The 14112-nt window shown below is 60.6% G+C and carries 14 protein-coding genes; 7 read left to right on the top strand and 7 right to left on the bottom strand.

Going from position 1 to position 14112, the window contains the following annotated elements:
- Positions 1–41: 41 nt before the first annotated feature.
- Positions 42–983, bottom strand: a complete 942-nt coding sequence (locus tag GH665_RS37140) for a LysR family transcriptional regulator (RefSeq protein ID WP_153142491.1) — start codon at positions 981–983, stop codon at positions 42–44.
- 100 nt (positions 984–1083) lie between these two features.
- Between GH665_RS37140 and GH665_RS37145 the strand changes: the two genes are divergently transcribed.
- The 3 genes from GH665_RS37145 (at position 1084) to GH665_RS37155 (ending at position 3965) form a co-directional block, all read left to right on the top strand.
- Positions 1084–2133: an aromatic ring-hydroxylating dioxygenase subunit alpha gene (locus GH665_RS37145; protein WP_153141977.1), complete on the top strand. Its 1050-nt coding sequence runs from the start codon at positions 1084–1086 to the stop codon at positions 2131–2133.
- A gap of 1 nt (position 2134) precedes the next feature.
- On the top strand, positions 2135–3088 hold the full coding sequence (locus tag GH665_RS37150) for a PDR/VanB family oxidoreductase (protein ID WP_153141978.1): 954 nt from the start codon (positions 2135–2137) through the stop codon (positions 3086–3088).
- 454 nt (positions 3089–3542) lie between these two features.
- Entirely contained in the window at positions 3543–3965 is a 423-nt protein-coding gene (locus tag GH665_RS37155; protein ID WP_246216544.1) for a cupin domain-containing protein, read from the top strand.
- 37 nt (positions 3966–4002) lie between these two features.
- On the opposite strand, the gene GH665_RS37160 is transcribed toward GH665_RS37155, so the two are convergent.
- The gene (locus GH665_RS37160; protein ID WP_246216502.1) at positions 4003–5094 is read right to left on the bottom strand and encodes a serine hydrolase domain-containing protein; all 1092 of its coding nucleotides are present in this window, start codon (positions 5092–5094) and stop codon (positions 4003–4005) included.
- A gap of 533 nt (positions 5095–5627) precedes the next feature.
- Positions 5628–5834 (bottom strand): hypothetical protein, encoded by a 207-nt coding sequence (locus tag GH665_RS37165; protein ID WP_153141981.1) that lies wholly within the window; start codon positions 5832–5834, stop codon positions 5628–5630.
- Between the two features lie 410 nt (positions 5835–6244).
- Here GH665_RS37165 and GH665_RS37170 point away from each other — a divergent pair, with 410 nt between their 5' ends.
- The 3 genes from GH665_RS37170 to GH665_RS37180 all read left to right on the top strand — a co-directional run bounded on the left by GH665_RS37170 (position 6245) and on the right by GH665_RS37180 (position 9583).
- Positions 6245–7495: a metal-dependent hydrolase family protein gene (locus GH665_RS37170; protein ID WP_153141982.1), complete on the top strand. Its 1251-nt coding sequence runs from the start codon at positions 6245–6247 to the stop codon at positions 7493–7495.
- A gap of 50 nt (positions 7496–7545) precedes the next feature.
- The gene (locus tag GH665_RS37175) at positions 7546–8916 is read left to right on the top strand and encodes an MFS transporter (RefSeq protein WP_153141983.1); all 1371 of its coding nucleotides are present in this window, start codon (positions 7546–7548) and stop codon (positions 8914–8916) included.
- Positions 8917–9187: 271 nt separating this feature from the next.
- Positions 9188–9583, top strand: coding sequence for an RcnB family protein (locus GH665_RS37180; RefSeq protein ID WP_153141984.1), 396 nt, complete (start codon positions 9188–9190; stop codon positions 9581–9583).
- Between the two features lie 155 nt (positions 9584–9738).
- Here the strand turns inward: GH665_RS37180 and GH665_RS37185 are convergent, their stop codons facing one another.
- The 3 genes from GH665_RS37185 to GH665_RS37195 all read right to left on the bottom strand — a co-directional run bounded on the left by GH665_RS37185 (position 9739) and on the right by GH665_RS37195 (position 12338).
- On the bottom strand, positions 9739–10143 hold the full coding sequence (locus GH665_RS37185) for a VOC family protein (protein WP_046573127.1): 405 nt from the start codon (positions 10141–10143) through the stop codon (positions 9739–9741).
- A 117-nt stretch (positions 10144–10260) separates the two neighbouring features.
- On the bottom strand, positions 10261–10914 hold the full coding sequence (locus tag GH665_RS37190) for a TetR/AcrR family transcriptional regulator (protein ID WP_246216503.1): 654 nt from the start codon (positions 10912–10914) through the stop codon (positions 10261–10263).
- Positions 10915–11018: 104 nt separating this feature from the next.
- On the bottom strand, positions 11019–12338 hold the full coding sequence (locus tag GH665_RS37195) for an Nramp family divalent metal transporter (RefSeq protein WP_153141986.1): 1320 nt from the start codon (positions 12336–12338) through the stop codon (positions 11019–11021).
- A 492-nt stretch (positions 12339–12830) separates the two neighbouring features.
- Here GH665_RS37195 and GH665_RS37200 point away from each other — a divergent pair, with 492 nt between their 5' ends.
- Positions 12831–13523: an NnrU family protein gene (locus tag GH665_RS37200; RefSeq protein ID WP_153141987.1), complete on the top strand. Its 693-nt coding sequence runs from the start codon at positions 12831–12833 to the stop codon at positions 13521–13523.
- Positions 13524–13543: 20 nt separating this feature from the next.
- Here GH665_RS37200 and GH665_RS37205 read toward each other — a convergent pair whose 3' ends face one another.
- Positions 13544–14083: a carboxymuconolactone decarboxylase family protein gene (locus tag GH665_RS37205; RefSeq protein WP_153141988.1), complete on the bottom strand. Its 540-nt coding sequence runs from the start codon at positions 14081–14083 to the stop codon at positions 13544–13546.
- Between the last annotated feature and the right edge of the window lie 29 nt (positions 14084–14112).

Raw genomic sequence — 14112 nt, forward strand, 5'->3', positions numbered from 1 at the left:
TGTGACCGGTTAAATAAACGCAAGACCGCGCGCTTCGGTGTCTAAAGGCTGCTTTCCGGAAAGTCGGGATAGTGTTCAAAGGTGCGCTTGATGAGCTGGCGAAGCCAGATGTTCGCCGGCTCGTCGTGAAACCGGGGATGCCAGAGTTGGCGCAGCGCAAACGGTGGAAGCTGCACCGGCGGCGGGACAATTTTGACCGTCCCGAGCTTGGCGAAGACATTGCCAAGCTCCAGCGGCACCGTAGCGATCAGTTCAGGGTGCTCGTCGATCAACAGCGGCACGACCAGGAAGTGCGGCGTCGTCAGATAAACATTTCGATGGATGCCGTACTCGTCGAACGCACTGTCATAAGCGGCGCCCGCGCGCCCGGTCAGGGACACGACAATCTGCGGCATCGTTTCGAACTGTTCACGCGTAATCGACTCGCCAATCAGCTTGTTGCGCACGCTCACCATCGTCACGAAAGAGTGCAAAAAGAGCTGTTGCTGATACAGATCATCGGGCGCGGCACGGATTGACCCCAACGCGAGATCCACTTCTCCGGATGCCAGCAGTCCCTCGATCTGCTCGATCGGAACTTGCATGGATCGTAGCGTGCAGTTCGGCGCCTCTTCGCGCAGCCGCCGGATAAGCGGCGGCAGAAAAACCAGTTCGCCCATGTCCGTCATGCAAAGAACAAAGGTGCGCCGCGCCGTCGAAGGATCGAAGCGCGCCTGCGAGACGACGTCCTGGCGCAAGGTCGTCATGACTTCAACGATCGAAACGCCCAGCACGGTGGCCTTCGGTGTCGGCTCCATGCCCGATGGCGTCTTGACGAACAGAGGGTCTTCAAAAAACGCCCGCAGCCGGTTCAACGCATGACTCATTGCGCCCTGCGACAACCCCACTTCGGATGCCGCTCGCGTCACGCTTCGTTCGCGAAGCAGTGCGTCGAACACCACCAGCAGATTCAGATCGAGATCACGTATATGCACGGCGTGCATTCCTTGCATTAGTCCCATTGGCTTGACGCATGATGGTGCCGAATCTATCTTGAGGTCAAGCGTGCCAACGATAGGCCGCACCCACATGATGGAGACAAGGATGTTTATCAGGAATACGTGGTACGTAGCCGCCTGGTCGCATGAGGTCGACGGAGAAGCGCTGTTCGCTCGTGTCATTACCGGCATCCCGGTTCTGCTGTATCGCGAGGAAGGCGGCAGCGTTGTTGCTCTCGAGGATCGTTGCTGTCATCGCGGCGCGCCGCTGTCGGTTGGCCGCCGCGAAGGCGATTGCGTCCGCTGCATGTACCACGGCCTGAAGTTCGACAGCACCGGAACGTGTGTTGAAGCGCCGGCCCAACAGCGCATTCCGCCGCAGGCGAAGGTTCGAACTTTCCCGGTCGTCGAGCGGCACCGCTGGATCTGGATCTGGACCGGCGACCCTTCGCTCGCTGACCCGGAGACGATCCCCGACACTCACTGGATCGACGATCCGCAATGGCGCAGCTTGCCCGGCTACATTCACTACGACGTGAACTACCTGCTGATCTGCGACAACCTGCTGGACTTCTCGCATCTGCCGTTCGTGCATCCCACCACACTGGGTGGCCCCGAAGACTATGCCAAGGTGCAACCCAAAGTCGAGCGGATCGATGGCGGCGTGCGCATCACGCGCTGGACTTTGAATACGGATGCGCCTCCGTTCGCCGCCGCCGTCAAGAACTGGCCCGGCAAGGTCGACCGCTGGAACGTTTACGACTTCACGATCCCCGCGATTCTGCGGATGGATTCCGGCATGGCGCCGGTGGGTACGGGCGCGCAGGAAGGTACGCGGGTCGACGCGGCCGAATTCCGCGGTTGCCAGGCACTCACGCCCGAGACGGAAAACTCCACGCACTACTTTTTCGGCCATCCGCACAACTTTGCGATTGACCAGCCCGATGTCACGCGAGCGATCCATCAGGCAGTAGTCGATGCATTCGACGAAGACCGCGACATCATCACCGCGCAGCAGAAGAATCTGGCGCTGGACCCTGGCTTCAGAATGATGCCGTTCGGCATCGACGCCGCACTGTCCCAGTTTCGCTGGGCCGTCAATCAACGGCTTGAGGAAGAGAAACAGAAGATGCCGGAAGCGGTGCCGGGAGCCTGAGATGATTCAGATGAAAGTCACGCAACTGAAGCGCGAGGCAGAGGGGATACTAGGTATCGAGTTGCAGGCTGCTGACGGCGCGATGCTTGTCCCGTTCGAACCCGGCGCGCATATCGATGTTCATCTGCCCGACGGTCTCGCACGACAGTATTCGCTCTGCAACGATGCGGTGGAAACAGACCGCTATCGTCTTGGCGTGAGCCTGTCCACAACATCGCGCGGCGGGTCGCGTTATCTGCACACGTCGCTTCGCGAGGGCGACTCGCTGACAATCAGCGAGCCCCGCAGCTTATTTGGTCTGTCGCCTGCGGCGGCATCGCATCGTTTCATTGCAGGTGGAATAGGCATTACGCCGATTCTCAGCATGATCCGCTGGTGCGTACGTCATTCAGTACCCTGGCACCTGCACTATTGCGTGCGTTCACGAACGTGCGCCGCCTACCTCGACGAATTGCGCGCGTTCGGCGACAACGTTCACGTGCACGCCAACGACGAGATCGCCGGCCGGATACCGTACATTCAGGCATTGATAAGCGATGTGAAAGCTGGGGAGCACGTCTATTGCTGCGGGCCTGACGGACTCATGGATGCCGTACTGCATCACGGCCGACAATGCGGCATACCGCGCGAGAGCCTGCATTTTGAACGATTCACCGCATCGCCGCCGCGCATTGCCGACAACAGCGAGCGCGCTTTCACGGTCGTGCTCGCAAAACAGGGGCTACGCTGCGTGGTTTCACCCAACGAGTCGATTCTCGAAAGCCTCGAGCGTCAGGGCGTCTGCCCACCGTTTTCCTGCCGGGAAGGACTGTGTCGCAGTTGCGAGGTCGAGGTCCTGTCGGGCGAGGTCGAGCATCGCGACTACGTATTGAGCGAGGATGAACAGATGGCTAACAGATCGCTCATGATCTGCGTGTCGCGAGCGAAATCCGACGAGCTGGTGATCGATCTTTAGGCGTCCATGTCGATCACCACTTTGCCCAAATGCGCCGCACTTTCCAAAAAACCGGTAGCCTTCGGCGGCGGCTTCAAACCCGAGCCAGGCAACACCATCGTTGATCCCGGACGAACCCGCCCTGTCACCATCGCGTTCCATGCGGTTGTGGCAGCAATCGGAAGCGTGGCGGCTTGCGCGAAAGTGAGCCGGCCAGGAGTCGCGCGTTCGTGGAGTGGATCGCCGAAGTCTTTGCCGCTCCGCGTTGGCAGAAAGCGATTCGATGAGCAATGCAATGCTCGCACTGTCCGGCCTGGCGTAGCCGATTCTGGCACGCTCCATCGTCGATTCGACAGGGATGAAAAGATCGCTGACAATTCAGGCGGACTTTCACCACAAGCGATATCCGTTAGAGACGAGGCGAACAGTGTCGAACCCAGCACGCGAGCTATTGAAGGCAACCGAAATCGACGCAATGGAGCCGCAGCGCTCCGTCCATCCATTGAATGAACGAGCGGTTCGTCTTAAGAGGTCGTTGGGCGACCTGACCGGGCTCACCCAGTTCGGTTTTCACCTCATCACACTGCAGCCAGGACACGAGTCCACCGAATATCATCGCCACCTTTACGCAGAGGAATGTGTCTACATCCTCTCAGGCACGGGCGAAGCGATTATTGACGACCAGACCCACGAAGTCGGACCCGGTGACTTCATGGGTTTTGCACGCGGGGGCGCCGCACATACATTGTTGAATACCGGTCACGCCCCGCTCGTGCTTATCGTCGCGGGTCAACGGCTGGAGCAGGATGTTTGCGACTACCCGCACAAGGGCAAGCGCCTGTATGCGGCGGGCACCAACAAGATTTTCGTGGACCTTGCCAAAGAAAGCGAAGCGTAAGCGGTTATCCGGTCTGCTCCCGTGTCAGCGCTTGCCGTCAATTGCTCGCCTCAACAGGATCGGCGCCGGGGTCGCTAACGTGGGCTGCCGTATAGATCAACCACATCAGATGGCCCATTTGCTGCACAGTGACCTGGCGTCCGTCGGTCTGGTGAACAACGACAATGTCGCTTGCAGGATCGACCACCACGAACTGGCCACCGTGGCCGTCGGCCCAGAAACCACCCGGCGGCAAATCCATGGCCGCAACGCGTCGCTCGGGAAACCCCGTCCACCAGAGATAGCCATACCCGGAATGAAGATGCGTCTCCGACCAGGCCCGGGTACTTTCCGCGACCCAGCTTGCAGGAACGATGACCTCGTTGTTCCATTGGCCGGAGCGCAGGTACAGCAAGCCGAAACGCGCCAGGTCACGCGCGCTCATATGGAACGGATAGGCAGGAAACACCGACTTGCGCCCGCGCACGTAACGCCCATCCTCGGGACGGTAATCCTGCATCCCGATCGGACTCGCAATGCGTTGCCGGAAGCTTTCGAAAATCGATGCACCGACTGCCCGCTCGTAAATCGTACCGAGGACATTGAAGTCCCAGTTGTTGTAGTACCAGAACGTGCCGGGCGGATGACTGCCGCGAGCAGGCCGCAGCCGCTTCTCCCCGGCGGTTTCGTAAAGCGCGGGGTGATACACGCCGGAACGCGCCTGGAGTAATTGCCGCACTGTCGCCTCTTTCTCCGCGTCCGTCAGACCGGGAGGCGTGTCGTCGATATTCAGGCTCGCAAGGCTGGCGTCAAGATCGATTTTCTTCTCCGCGACGGCGATGCCAATCAGCGCACTGAGAAGACTTTTACGCACCGAATTGACCTCCAGCCTGCGCGCAATGTCACCCCAGCTATCGAGGATGCGGCCGCGATGCACGATGACGAGCGTCGCCGTACCGATCAATTGAGCATAGGCATGGGCCTGCGCGAGTGCATCGGCCGACCATCCTGCCTGCCCGGGTGCAATACGATCCCACTCCTGCCCCGGCCAGTCTGCCGTGCCGGATGACTCGCTCGCAAAGGAGAGCGAGATTGGCGCCACCAGGTCAGCCATGGCAAGCGCGAGAAACGCTCTGCGAGTAATTTTCAAACTCATCTCCAGTGGCAAACGGGAATCGTGGCAGTCCGAACGAAGAGAGTTGCCGGAATCGGCACCACGAACCGCTTAAAATCATTTCGTACGGTCAGACGTTAAACGACCGGTTGCCGAAATTCCGTTGGCAAATAGTTCAGCGCAATCTTGCTGAATATTACGGACTCGATCGGGCTGGAGATGCAATGCGTCATTCACCGGCGCGTTGTCTTCGAGTGGGGTGTGTTGCGAGGGGGGTCATGTGACCTGCGTTTCTGCAGGTCAGGAATGCTCGCTAAATCTCCGCGAATCCCTTCATGTCGTGACTATCCACGAATCAGGAAGCGTGCGTTCAACGTCTGTCGCGCATCACTTCCCAGCAATCGCGGTGGTCCATTCGTTTGAGTTTCCGCCGTCGCGTCATTTCGCGCCAGTAGTGAACGGCCACCAACAGCACAGCGGCGCTTAGCCCACACAGACCCACGACGATTCCTGTCCACGATTCGGCCACGAAAGACTCCCTGACTGTCAGACTGATCAAGCGCTACGTGTCATTCGTCGTTCGGGAGACGGGCGAAAGCCTTCAGAAACATCTGTCCGTTGTGAGTGATGAGGGGACGTCGTTGCCCGGAAGCCAGATCCTCCACGGTGACGAGTTGGCGGTCCAGAAGCGCTTCCAGATCGGCGCTGTCCAGACTCAGCAGATCCGGCGCATCCTTGAGTAGCATGAGGGTCGCGAATTCATGTGGACTGAGCATCTCCGTCTCCTGGCTGAGCCTGCTGCTTCGCTGGGAACCTGATCCGTTGGCCTCGCCTCGCGAGCAGGATCAATTCGGGGATGGCTGCTGCGGGATGTCACCGTGCGTTCGGTGGCATGTCGCGCGCCAAGGCACCCATCATAATGCTGAGGTGTCCAATAGATCAATATGTGGGAAACGCTTTTTACTGCATATTTACGGTACCTTCGTAAAGCTGTCGCGGTGCAGCATGACCGGCCGTCCGGTGAAACATGAACGCTTCGCACCACGTGTTGGTCAGCGCACAGACATGATCTGTACCGGACCGATCCTGATGAATATCCTGGCAGCGCTTCCATGCGTCATACCTGCATACTCGAGGCACGGCCCGAATACCGGGCGCGGCGATCGAAACCTGAAGGAGACAATAGTTGACCACCTTCCTCTTACGTAACGGCGCGCTTCTCGATCCCACCCATCCTGATCTGCTGGAAGGCTTCGAGATCCTCATTGAAGATGGCTTCGTCCGCGAGGTATCCGACAAGCCGATAAAGAGCAGCAACGCGCACGTCATTGACGTCAAAGGCAAAACGATCATGCCGGGTCTGATCGATTTGCACGTGCACGTCGTCGCGATCGAGTTCAATCTGCCGCGTGTCGCGACGCTACCCAACGTGCTGGTTACGCTGCGCGCCGTGCCAATCATGCGCGCGATGCTGCGCCGCGGCTTCACCACCGTGCGCGACGCCGGCGGCGCCGGATATCCGTTCAAGCAGGCGGTCGAGTCGGGGCTCGTCGAGGGGCCACGCCTCTTCGTATCCGGCCGGGCCTTGAGCCAGACGGGCGGCCATGCCGATCCGCGCGCCCGCTCCGACTACATGCCGCCCGACTCACCCTGCGGATGCTGCGTGCGCGTAGGCGCACTGGGCCGCGTGGCGGACGGCGTCGATGAGGTGCGCCGGGCCGTGCGTGAAGAACTGCAGATGGGCGCCGACCAGATCAAGATCATGGCTTCGGGCGGCGTGGCCTCACCAACCGACCCGGTCGGTGCATTCGGTTACTCCGAGGACGAGATCCGCGCGATCGTGGCCGAAGCTCAGGGGCGCGGCACCTACGTACTCGCGCATGCCTACACGCCGGCGGCGATCGCACGCGCGGTGCGCTGCGGCGTGCGCACGATCGAACACGGCAACCTGATCGACGATGAAACGGCACGCCTCGTCGCCGAGCACGGTGCGTATGTCGTGCCAACCCTCGTTACTTACGACGCGCTTGCAAGCGAAGGTGAGAAATATGGGCTGCCGCCGGCAAGCATCGCCAAGATCGCGGACGTGCATGGTGCCGGTCTGCATTCGATTGAAATCATGAAACGAGCCGGCGTCAAAATGGGTTTCGGCACGGACCTGCTCGGCGAAGCCCAGCGTCTGCAAAGCGACGAGTTCCGGATTCTGGCCGAAGTCCTGTCACCGGCCGAGGTAATCGCGAGTGCAACGGTCGTGAGCGCGGAAGTGCTCGGCATGCAGGACAAGCTCGGCAGAATCGTGCCGGGTGCTCACGCCGATGTGCTGGTGGTCGATGGCAATCCTCTGAAGTCTGTCGATTGCCTGTTGGGTCAAGGCGAGCATATTCCGCTCGTGATGAAGGACGGCCGGCTCTTCGTCAACGAACTCGAAGGGCATTGACCGTGTAAGCCTGCGTCTGTCGCGCCCACAGTTCTTATCGGAGCCTGCTCATGTCGATGATCGCCGCCCGCATCGAACGCCTGCCGTTTTCAGGTTTTCACCGCCGTCTGCTGTTGATGGGCGGCCTCGGCTACACCTTCGATGCAATGGACGCCGCCGTGCTCGCCTTCCTGCTGCCGGTGCTGCGCACACAATGGGGGCTGACGAGTGTGCAGACGGGGGTGCTCGGAAGCGGCACGTTCATCGGCTATTTCGTCGGCGCGATGTTCGCGGGGATGCTTGGCGACATCATCGGCCGACGCAAGGTGATGATGTACGCGCTCGTGATTTACTGTGTGGCGTCTCTTGCCAGCGCGCTCGCGAATGATTGGGGATTTTTTCTTGCGACGCGCATCGTTGCCGGCTTGGGGACGGGCGCGGAAAGCGCGATCGTCGCGCCGTTTCTTTCGGAGTTCGTGGCGCGGCGGTATCGCGGCAGTTTCACTGGCAGTCTCGCCGGGTTCTTCTCCTTCGGTTTCGTTGCAGCCGCGCTGCTCGGCTATCTGGTGATCCCGCTCGCACCGAATGCATGGCGCGCGGTCATGGTCATCACCGCGCTGCCCATTCTGATGCTGCTCTGGTGGCGCCGCGCGTTGCCCGAGTCGCCACGCTGGCTTGAAGCGCGCGACCGGCACGCGGAAGCCGACGCGATCGTGTCGCAGATGGAAGCGGAGGTGACCCGGGCAGGCGTACAGTTGGAGCCGCTGCCCGCTGTGCGCAACGCAAGTGTTCCGCGCGCAGCGGGACGAGCTTCAATCGTCGCGAACGTGAAGGCGTTGTGGACAAAAAAACTCGCGCGCATCACGGCAATGACGTGGCTGATGTGGTTATCCATCACGTTCAGCTATTACGCCTTTTTCACGTGGATTCCCGGCTTGCTGGTTCAGAACGGAATGACGATCACGCGGAGCTTTTCGTATTCGCTCGTGATTTACCTTGCACAGATTCCGGGGTATTTTTCGGGTGCGTGGCTCAACGAGAAGATCGGCCGGCAGGCAACGATCGCGTCGTACATGATATTGGGCGGAGTATCGGCGCTCGGGCTTGCATTGACGCGCACGGACGCAGGCATCATGGTGTCGGGCATCCTGCTGTCGTTCTTCATGAACGGCACCTATGCGGGTGTTTATGCTTACACCCCCGAGGTGTTTCCTACCGACGTGCGCGCCACGGGCACGGGGCTCGCTTCGTCAATTGGCCGGCTGGGCGCGATCGCCGCGCCGATCCTTGTCGGGTATGTTTATCCGCTGCTGGGCTTTGCCGGTGTGTTCGGTGCAACAACGCTAGTGCTGCTGACGGGTGCGATAGCCGTGGTGCTCATGGGGGTGCCCACGCGCGGAAGGTCGCTCGAAGACATTGCAGCGGGACAAGTCGAACAGTAAGAAAACCAGCCTGCTAGCCTTAGCCCCAATATAACGGTCAAAGCGCTGTCCTGTGACACCGCTATGTCACGTGACCCGATTCTTCGAAGCAATCACGCGCGGCTTTGGCGAACTGACGTTCTTATGACATTATTTGCCAACGCAGACGATGTGAGCGTTAATAAGCGAACCACGTCGCGTAGCGAGGCAATCAACACGCAGCAGGCGCTTCGTGGCAGACATAGCTTCGAGCGCCAGACTGCTATCGCGTCATTCACTCAGGGACAAAGCCATGAAGTTGACAATCGCCGCACCACTTTTGATCGTTTCGTTACTCGGCACGTCCACCGCTGTCTTCGCACAGCAACACGACGACAATCATGGCGGCCCGCCGCAGCACCAGCGCCAGAATCCGGGTCATGGCGGCCAGTATGGCCGCGGTCACGGACCTGCGCCTCACGAAGCGTCTTTGGGAGGCCCGGGCGGTCCGGTTCCTCATAACGATTGGCACAAGGGTGAGCGCCTTCCGGCGGAATACCGCGACCGTAATTACGTCGTCGACAACTGGCACGATCACGGCCTGCAAGCGCCGCCGCGCGGCTATCAGTGGGTCGGCGTGAACGGAGACTATGTACTCGCCGCCGTCGCGACCGGTGTCATTGCAAATGTCCTGCTGAACGGACACTAAGCAAGCGGATCGAAATCGATTGCTTTCGGTACCGGCAACAACTTTTCATTGCGCGCATCTCAAACGCGCGTGAGCGCGGTGGCCCGTGGTTACGGGCCGCCGTCCCGCTCCGTATCGCCTGCCGGCGAATACATTCACTCCAGACAGTAACCAGGTTACCAGTCGAAGGTGCCACGATACTTCTCGTCGGCATCTGAACGGGTATTGATTTCGACGAGGACGCCGCCCGGTACTTCGCAGAAGAATCGCGAACCGCGCTCATGCGCGAACACGTCGGTTTTCATCACGACGTTCGCGGCAGCCATCTGCCCATGAAGCGCGCGAACATCGTCGACGGTGGGCAGTTCGAAGCCAATGTGAAAGTTATGCGGCCATTCGACCGGATGGTCGGCGGCGTCCTCGATCACGATGTCGAATCCCGGACGTTTCAGCAACCAGCTCGCGCCTCGCATCGCAACAGTACAGCCCAGATGGGCCTCGAAGAAGCTGGCGGTGGCGCTCACATCGGAAGAGGGGAAGCTCGCGTGATTGAGCTTCATGGTGGTGGTGATACTCGTCATGTCAATCTCCGTTGATCTGGATCGCTCGTTGCGTTCCATACGGAGAATGTTACGAGTAAAAGCTCGCGTTCAATACTCGCATCGCCGCGCTCGCGCCGATCGCCGCTCAAGCCCGTGCTACGGGCGTTTCAGCCTGCGCGTCGGCGCCTCGCGTACAGCGTGCTCGCGTTTGCTCGCGGATTGCGGCGTTTCCGTGGCGGGTGAATCGCTATTCCATCCGGTACCGGCGTTCGACATCATCGTCAGATAGCCCAGCACGGCCGCCGTCACGCGGCGAGTCAGTCCGGTCATATCCGTCTCCCCGCGCTCACCAGCCTCGTCCACGAGACCACGGACGATCGCCATCAGATCGTGTGCGGCGAGCACCGTGTCGTCTTGCGGCGGCAAACCGTCACTCGTAAGAATCTGCGCCAGCAAGGCGTGCATCGTGCCGGTGCCGGTTAGCGCCTCGCGCAGTTGCGGCCGGCTCTCTTCGACGTCGAGTAATCGTGCGAGCGTGGGTCTCGCAAACTGCTGCCGCACCGAGCAGCCAATCAGATGATTGAGCGCGGCGGGTCCGTTCGCGTGATCGAGCGCGCTCAGCGCATCCTGATAGAAGCGCTCTTTTTCTCGCTGCATCAGTGCGATCGTCAACGCGTCCTTGCCGGGGAAGTACTGATACAGCGAACCGACGCTGACACCGGCACGCTCCGCGACCGCGTTCGTATTGAAACCTTCGAGTCCCTTTGTTTCAAGCACCTGTGCGGCCGCTTCGAGCAAGGTGGCAACCATGCGCTCGGAGCGGGGCTGACTGGGCGCCCGGCGCGGTTTGAGCGGTGACGGATTCGGCTGTCGTGGCATACGGCAATAACGTGTAGGGGTGGCTATGAATGGGTTTAGCCCGGCAAGCCAGGAATCTCAACGCCGAACGTTTGCAGGATCAGCACGACATTGAACGATAAGACGATGAATGCCGCCAACGTAGCGATCACGGCAACGAGCGCGCGATTTCTGTATGGGCCCATCACCTCCTTGCTACAGGTGAACCATACCAGCACAGCCATCGGCAATGGCAACGCGAGGCTCAATACAACCTGGCTGAGAACGAGCGCCTGAGTCGCATTGACGCCAAGCGCCACCACGACGAAACTCGGCACCATGGTAACGGCGCGGCGCAGCCATAACGGAATGCGAAAACCCACAAACCCTTGCATGATCATCTGGCCCGCCATGGTACCAACGACGGAACTCGAGATGCCCGAAGCGATCAGCGACAACAGGAAAATCCCCGCCGCACCAATCCCTAATAGCGGCGCCAGCGTGTGATAGGCCGTTTCGATTTCCGCCACGTCCGGGTGCCCACTGTGGAATGCACCGGCGGCCATGATAACCATCGCCATATTGATGAGACCTGCAATGGTCAGCGCGATGACGACTTCGATATTCGAGAATTTCAGCAGCTTTGCCCGCTCACTCTCCGTTCTCGCGGGTGCTCGCCCTTGCGTGAGTCCGGAGTGCAGGAAAAGCGCATGCGGCATCACGGTCGCTCCGACGATCCCCACGGCGATCGTCAGCGCGCTAGCGTCGGGCAACCGGGGGGAAAAGGTATGGGCGAGGACACTCGGCCACGCAATCGGCGTAATGAACAACTCGGCAAGGTAGGACAAGCCAATGATGCCGACGAGTGCTCCGATCGCCAGTTCAAGCGGACGAAAACCGGCGCTCTCAAACAACAGCAGGCCGTAGGTCACTATCGCCGTGACCACCATGCCGCCAAGCAATGGCATGTGAAACAGCAACGACAGTCCGATTGCGCCACCGAGAAATTCCGCCAGATCGGTTGCCATCGCGGCGATTTCGCTGACGGCCCACATGCCCAGCACGACAGGTTTCGGAAACCGTTCGCGGCACAGTTCCGCAAGGTTTCGCCCGGTGACGATGCCGAGCTTCGCCGAGAGCGCCTGGAACTGCATCGCCACCAGGTTGGCCAATAGCACGACCCAGAGCAACGCGTAACCGTATCTGGCGCCCGCCTGAATATTCGTCGCAAAGTTGCCCGGATCCATGTAGGCAACCGAGACCACCACGGCCGGCCCGGCAAACGGCAGAAGCATCAGCGCACCGCCGCGGCGGCCTTCCAATACCTCTCTTACCGCAAGCGTGGTGCGCTCGGTTCTCGTCGCCGGTCTGGCTTCCTTATGAACACGATCGTCCAAGCTCTTGCTCCTTGCTCATGAGACTGACAGGAGGGCCGATTTACCATGCAGGCAGGCTTCGCGGCATGGCAAGCACTGCCGACTGCCCCGAAGACGCTTCGCAACCGCGGTGCAGTCGCCGCGTCCCCAGCGGACATAGTAATAAATGTACCGCAGAGTGCGATTGCTCACCCTGCTGCAAACCGGGTCCATGAATCCGAATGCCGTGGATCTACGCGCCAAAGGCACGCTGGAATGCCCGCCCCTGCGCCGGTTCCCGCGTAATTGACCGGTTTGCCCGCGTCAGGAGTAATCTTCGGTACTGGACACGGAACCGGGGTCATAACCCGCCCCGTGATGGCGGTTTGAATTGTCATGACGACCTGTCCAGATGAAGGCCTCTTCAATGCTGAAGTGCACGTCATGCCGGCAGCGGCGACTCCGTCCGGCCACGCCTCTTCGCGGATGAGGGCAATGCGGTCAGTCGACGATTTGACTTGAGGAGCCAGGCCAATGGGAAGCACCAGCGCAGTTGCAGCGGCGGCAATCGCCTTCGTGGGAAGCCACTTTCTTCTGTCTCATCCTCTGCGCGGGCTTCTCGTCCGCGCAATCGGCGAAAAGGGCTTCCTCGGCGTCTATTCGCTGGTGGCATTCGCGACGTTCGGCTGGCTGATCGTGGCCTACGTGCATGCGCCCCTCACCGCGCCGTTGTGGCCGGCAGGAAATGTGCTCTGGGCGGTGGCAACCGTAGTGATGCTGATCGCGTCGATCCTGCTGATGGGCTCGCTGATCCGCAACCCGGCCCTCCCCACCGGCGGCCAGCCCGGCCCGTTCCCGGAAACGGCGCGCGGCGTGTTCGCGGTAACGCGCCATCCGATGATGTGGTCGTTCGCGCTTTGGGGGCTGTGCCACGCCGCGGTGTTCCCGGTGGCCAAGAACCTCATCCTCGCGGCGGCTGTCGTCTTCCTCGCACTGGTTGGTGCTGCTTTGCAGGACCGGAAGAAGGAACGGCTCCAGCCCGATCTCTGGCCGGTATGGGAATCGAAGACGAGCTACCTGCCGTTCGCGGCGATCGCCGCCGGCCGTGCGCAGTTGGGTGGATTCGGCTCGCACGCGCTGCTGGGCGGCCTCTTCGTCTGGCTCGTCGCGACCTGGGCGCATGGGCCGCTCACCGGTTGGGCCGCGGGCATCTGGCACTGGCTGTAGCCGCGGCCCGGCTCCAACGCTCAGGCAGGAAGTTGCGGCGCAGCGGGGAAGTCCACCGGTACGCGTGTCGTTCCGTGCAAATAGTTAGTGACGGTCTTGTCGCCGATCACGACGATCGTGTCGACCAGATTGGCCTTGCTCCAGCCCGCGGCGAAGAACGCTTCGACGAGCGCCTGATCGGCATGTCCGCGGTTGATCGCGATGTTCTTCACCAATCGTGCGAGCGCGTCGAACTTCGCGTCGAAACTTGCCCTGCCGCTGCGGATCTCGAGCATCTGTTCGTCGGTCAAGCCGTTCATCTTGCCGATCACGGTATGTGCCGCCAGACAGTATTCGCAGTCGTTCACCTGGCTCACGACGAGGTTCACGATTTCGCGCGCCTTGCCGGTAATGCTGCTCTTCGCGTTCTGGAACGCGAGATAGCTGCCGAGCGCATGCTCGGAATGGGCCAGCGTCGCGTACAGGTTGGGCACCGTGCCGAGGCTGCCCTTGAGCTTATCGAAGAGGGCCTGGTTAGCCGGGGAAACTTCGTCGCGCGTCGGGACATTGATGGTGGTCATAGTGATGCTCCTTGGTAAAACCTTGGTAG

Origin of the sequence: Paraburkholderia agricolaris (assembly GCF_009455635.1) — a bacterium.
Lineage (GTDB): Bacteria > Pseudomonadota > Gammaproteobacteria > Burkholderiales > Burkholderiaceae > Paraburkholderia > Paraburkholderia agricolaris.

Bases quoted from the DNA above. Each gene is read 5' to 3' on its own strand.
- GH665_RS37140 (WP_153142491.1), bottom strand. From the start codon at position 983: ATGCACGCCGTGCATATACGTGATCTCGATCTGAATCTGCTGGTGGTG.
- GH665_RS37145 (WP_153141977.1), top strand. From the start codon at position 1,084: ATGTTTATCAGGAATACGTGGTACGTAGCCGCCTGGTCGCATGAGGTC.
- GH665_RS37150 (WP_153141978.1), top strand. From the start codon at position 2,135: ATGATTCAGATGAAAGTCACGCAACTGAAGCGCGAGGCAGAGGGGATA.
- GH665_RS37155 (WP_246216544.1), top strand. From the start codon at position 3,543: ATGGAGCCGCAGCGCTCCGTCCATCCATTGAATGAACGAGCGGTTCGT.
- GH665_RS37165 (WP_153141981.1), bottom strand. From the start codon at position 5,834: ATGCTCAGTCCACATGAATTCGCGACCCTCATGCTACTCAAGGATGCG.
- GH665_RS37175 (WP_153141983.1), top strand. From the start codon at position 7,546: ATGTCGATGATCGCCGCCCGCATCGAACGCCTGCCGTTTTCAGGTTTT.
- GH665_RS37180 (WP_153141984.1), top strand. From the start codon at position 9,188: ATGAAGTTGACAATCGCCGCACCACTTTTGATCGTTTCGTTACTCGGC.
- GH665_RS37185 (WP_046573127.1), bottom strand. From the start codon at position 10,143: ATGACGAGTATCACCACCACCATGAAGCTCAATCACGCGAGCTTCCCC.
- GH665_RS37190 (WP_246216503.1), bottom strand. From the start codon at position 10,914: ATGGTTGCCACCTTGCTCGAAGCGGCCGCACAGGTGCTTGAAACAAAG.
- GH665_RS37200 (WP_153141987.1), top strand. From the start codon at position 12,831: ATGGGAAGCACCAGCGCAGTTGCAGCGGCGGCAATCGCCTTCGTGGGA.
- GH665_RS37205 (WP_153141988.1), bottom strand. From the start codon at position 14,083: ATGACCACCATCAATGTCCCGACGCGCGACGAAGTTTCCCCGGCTAAC.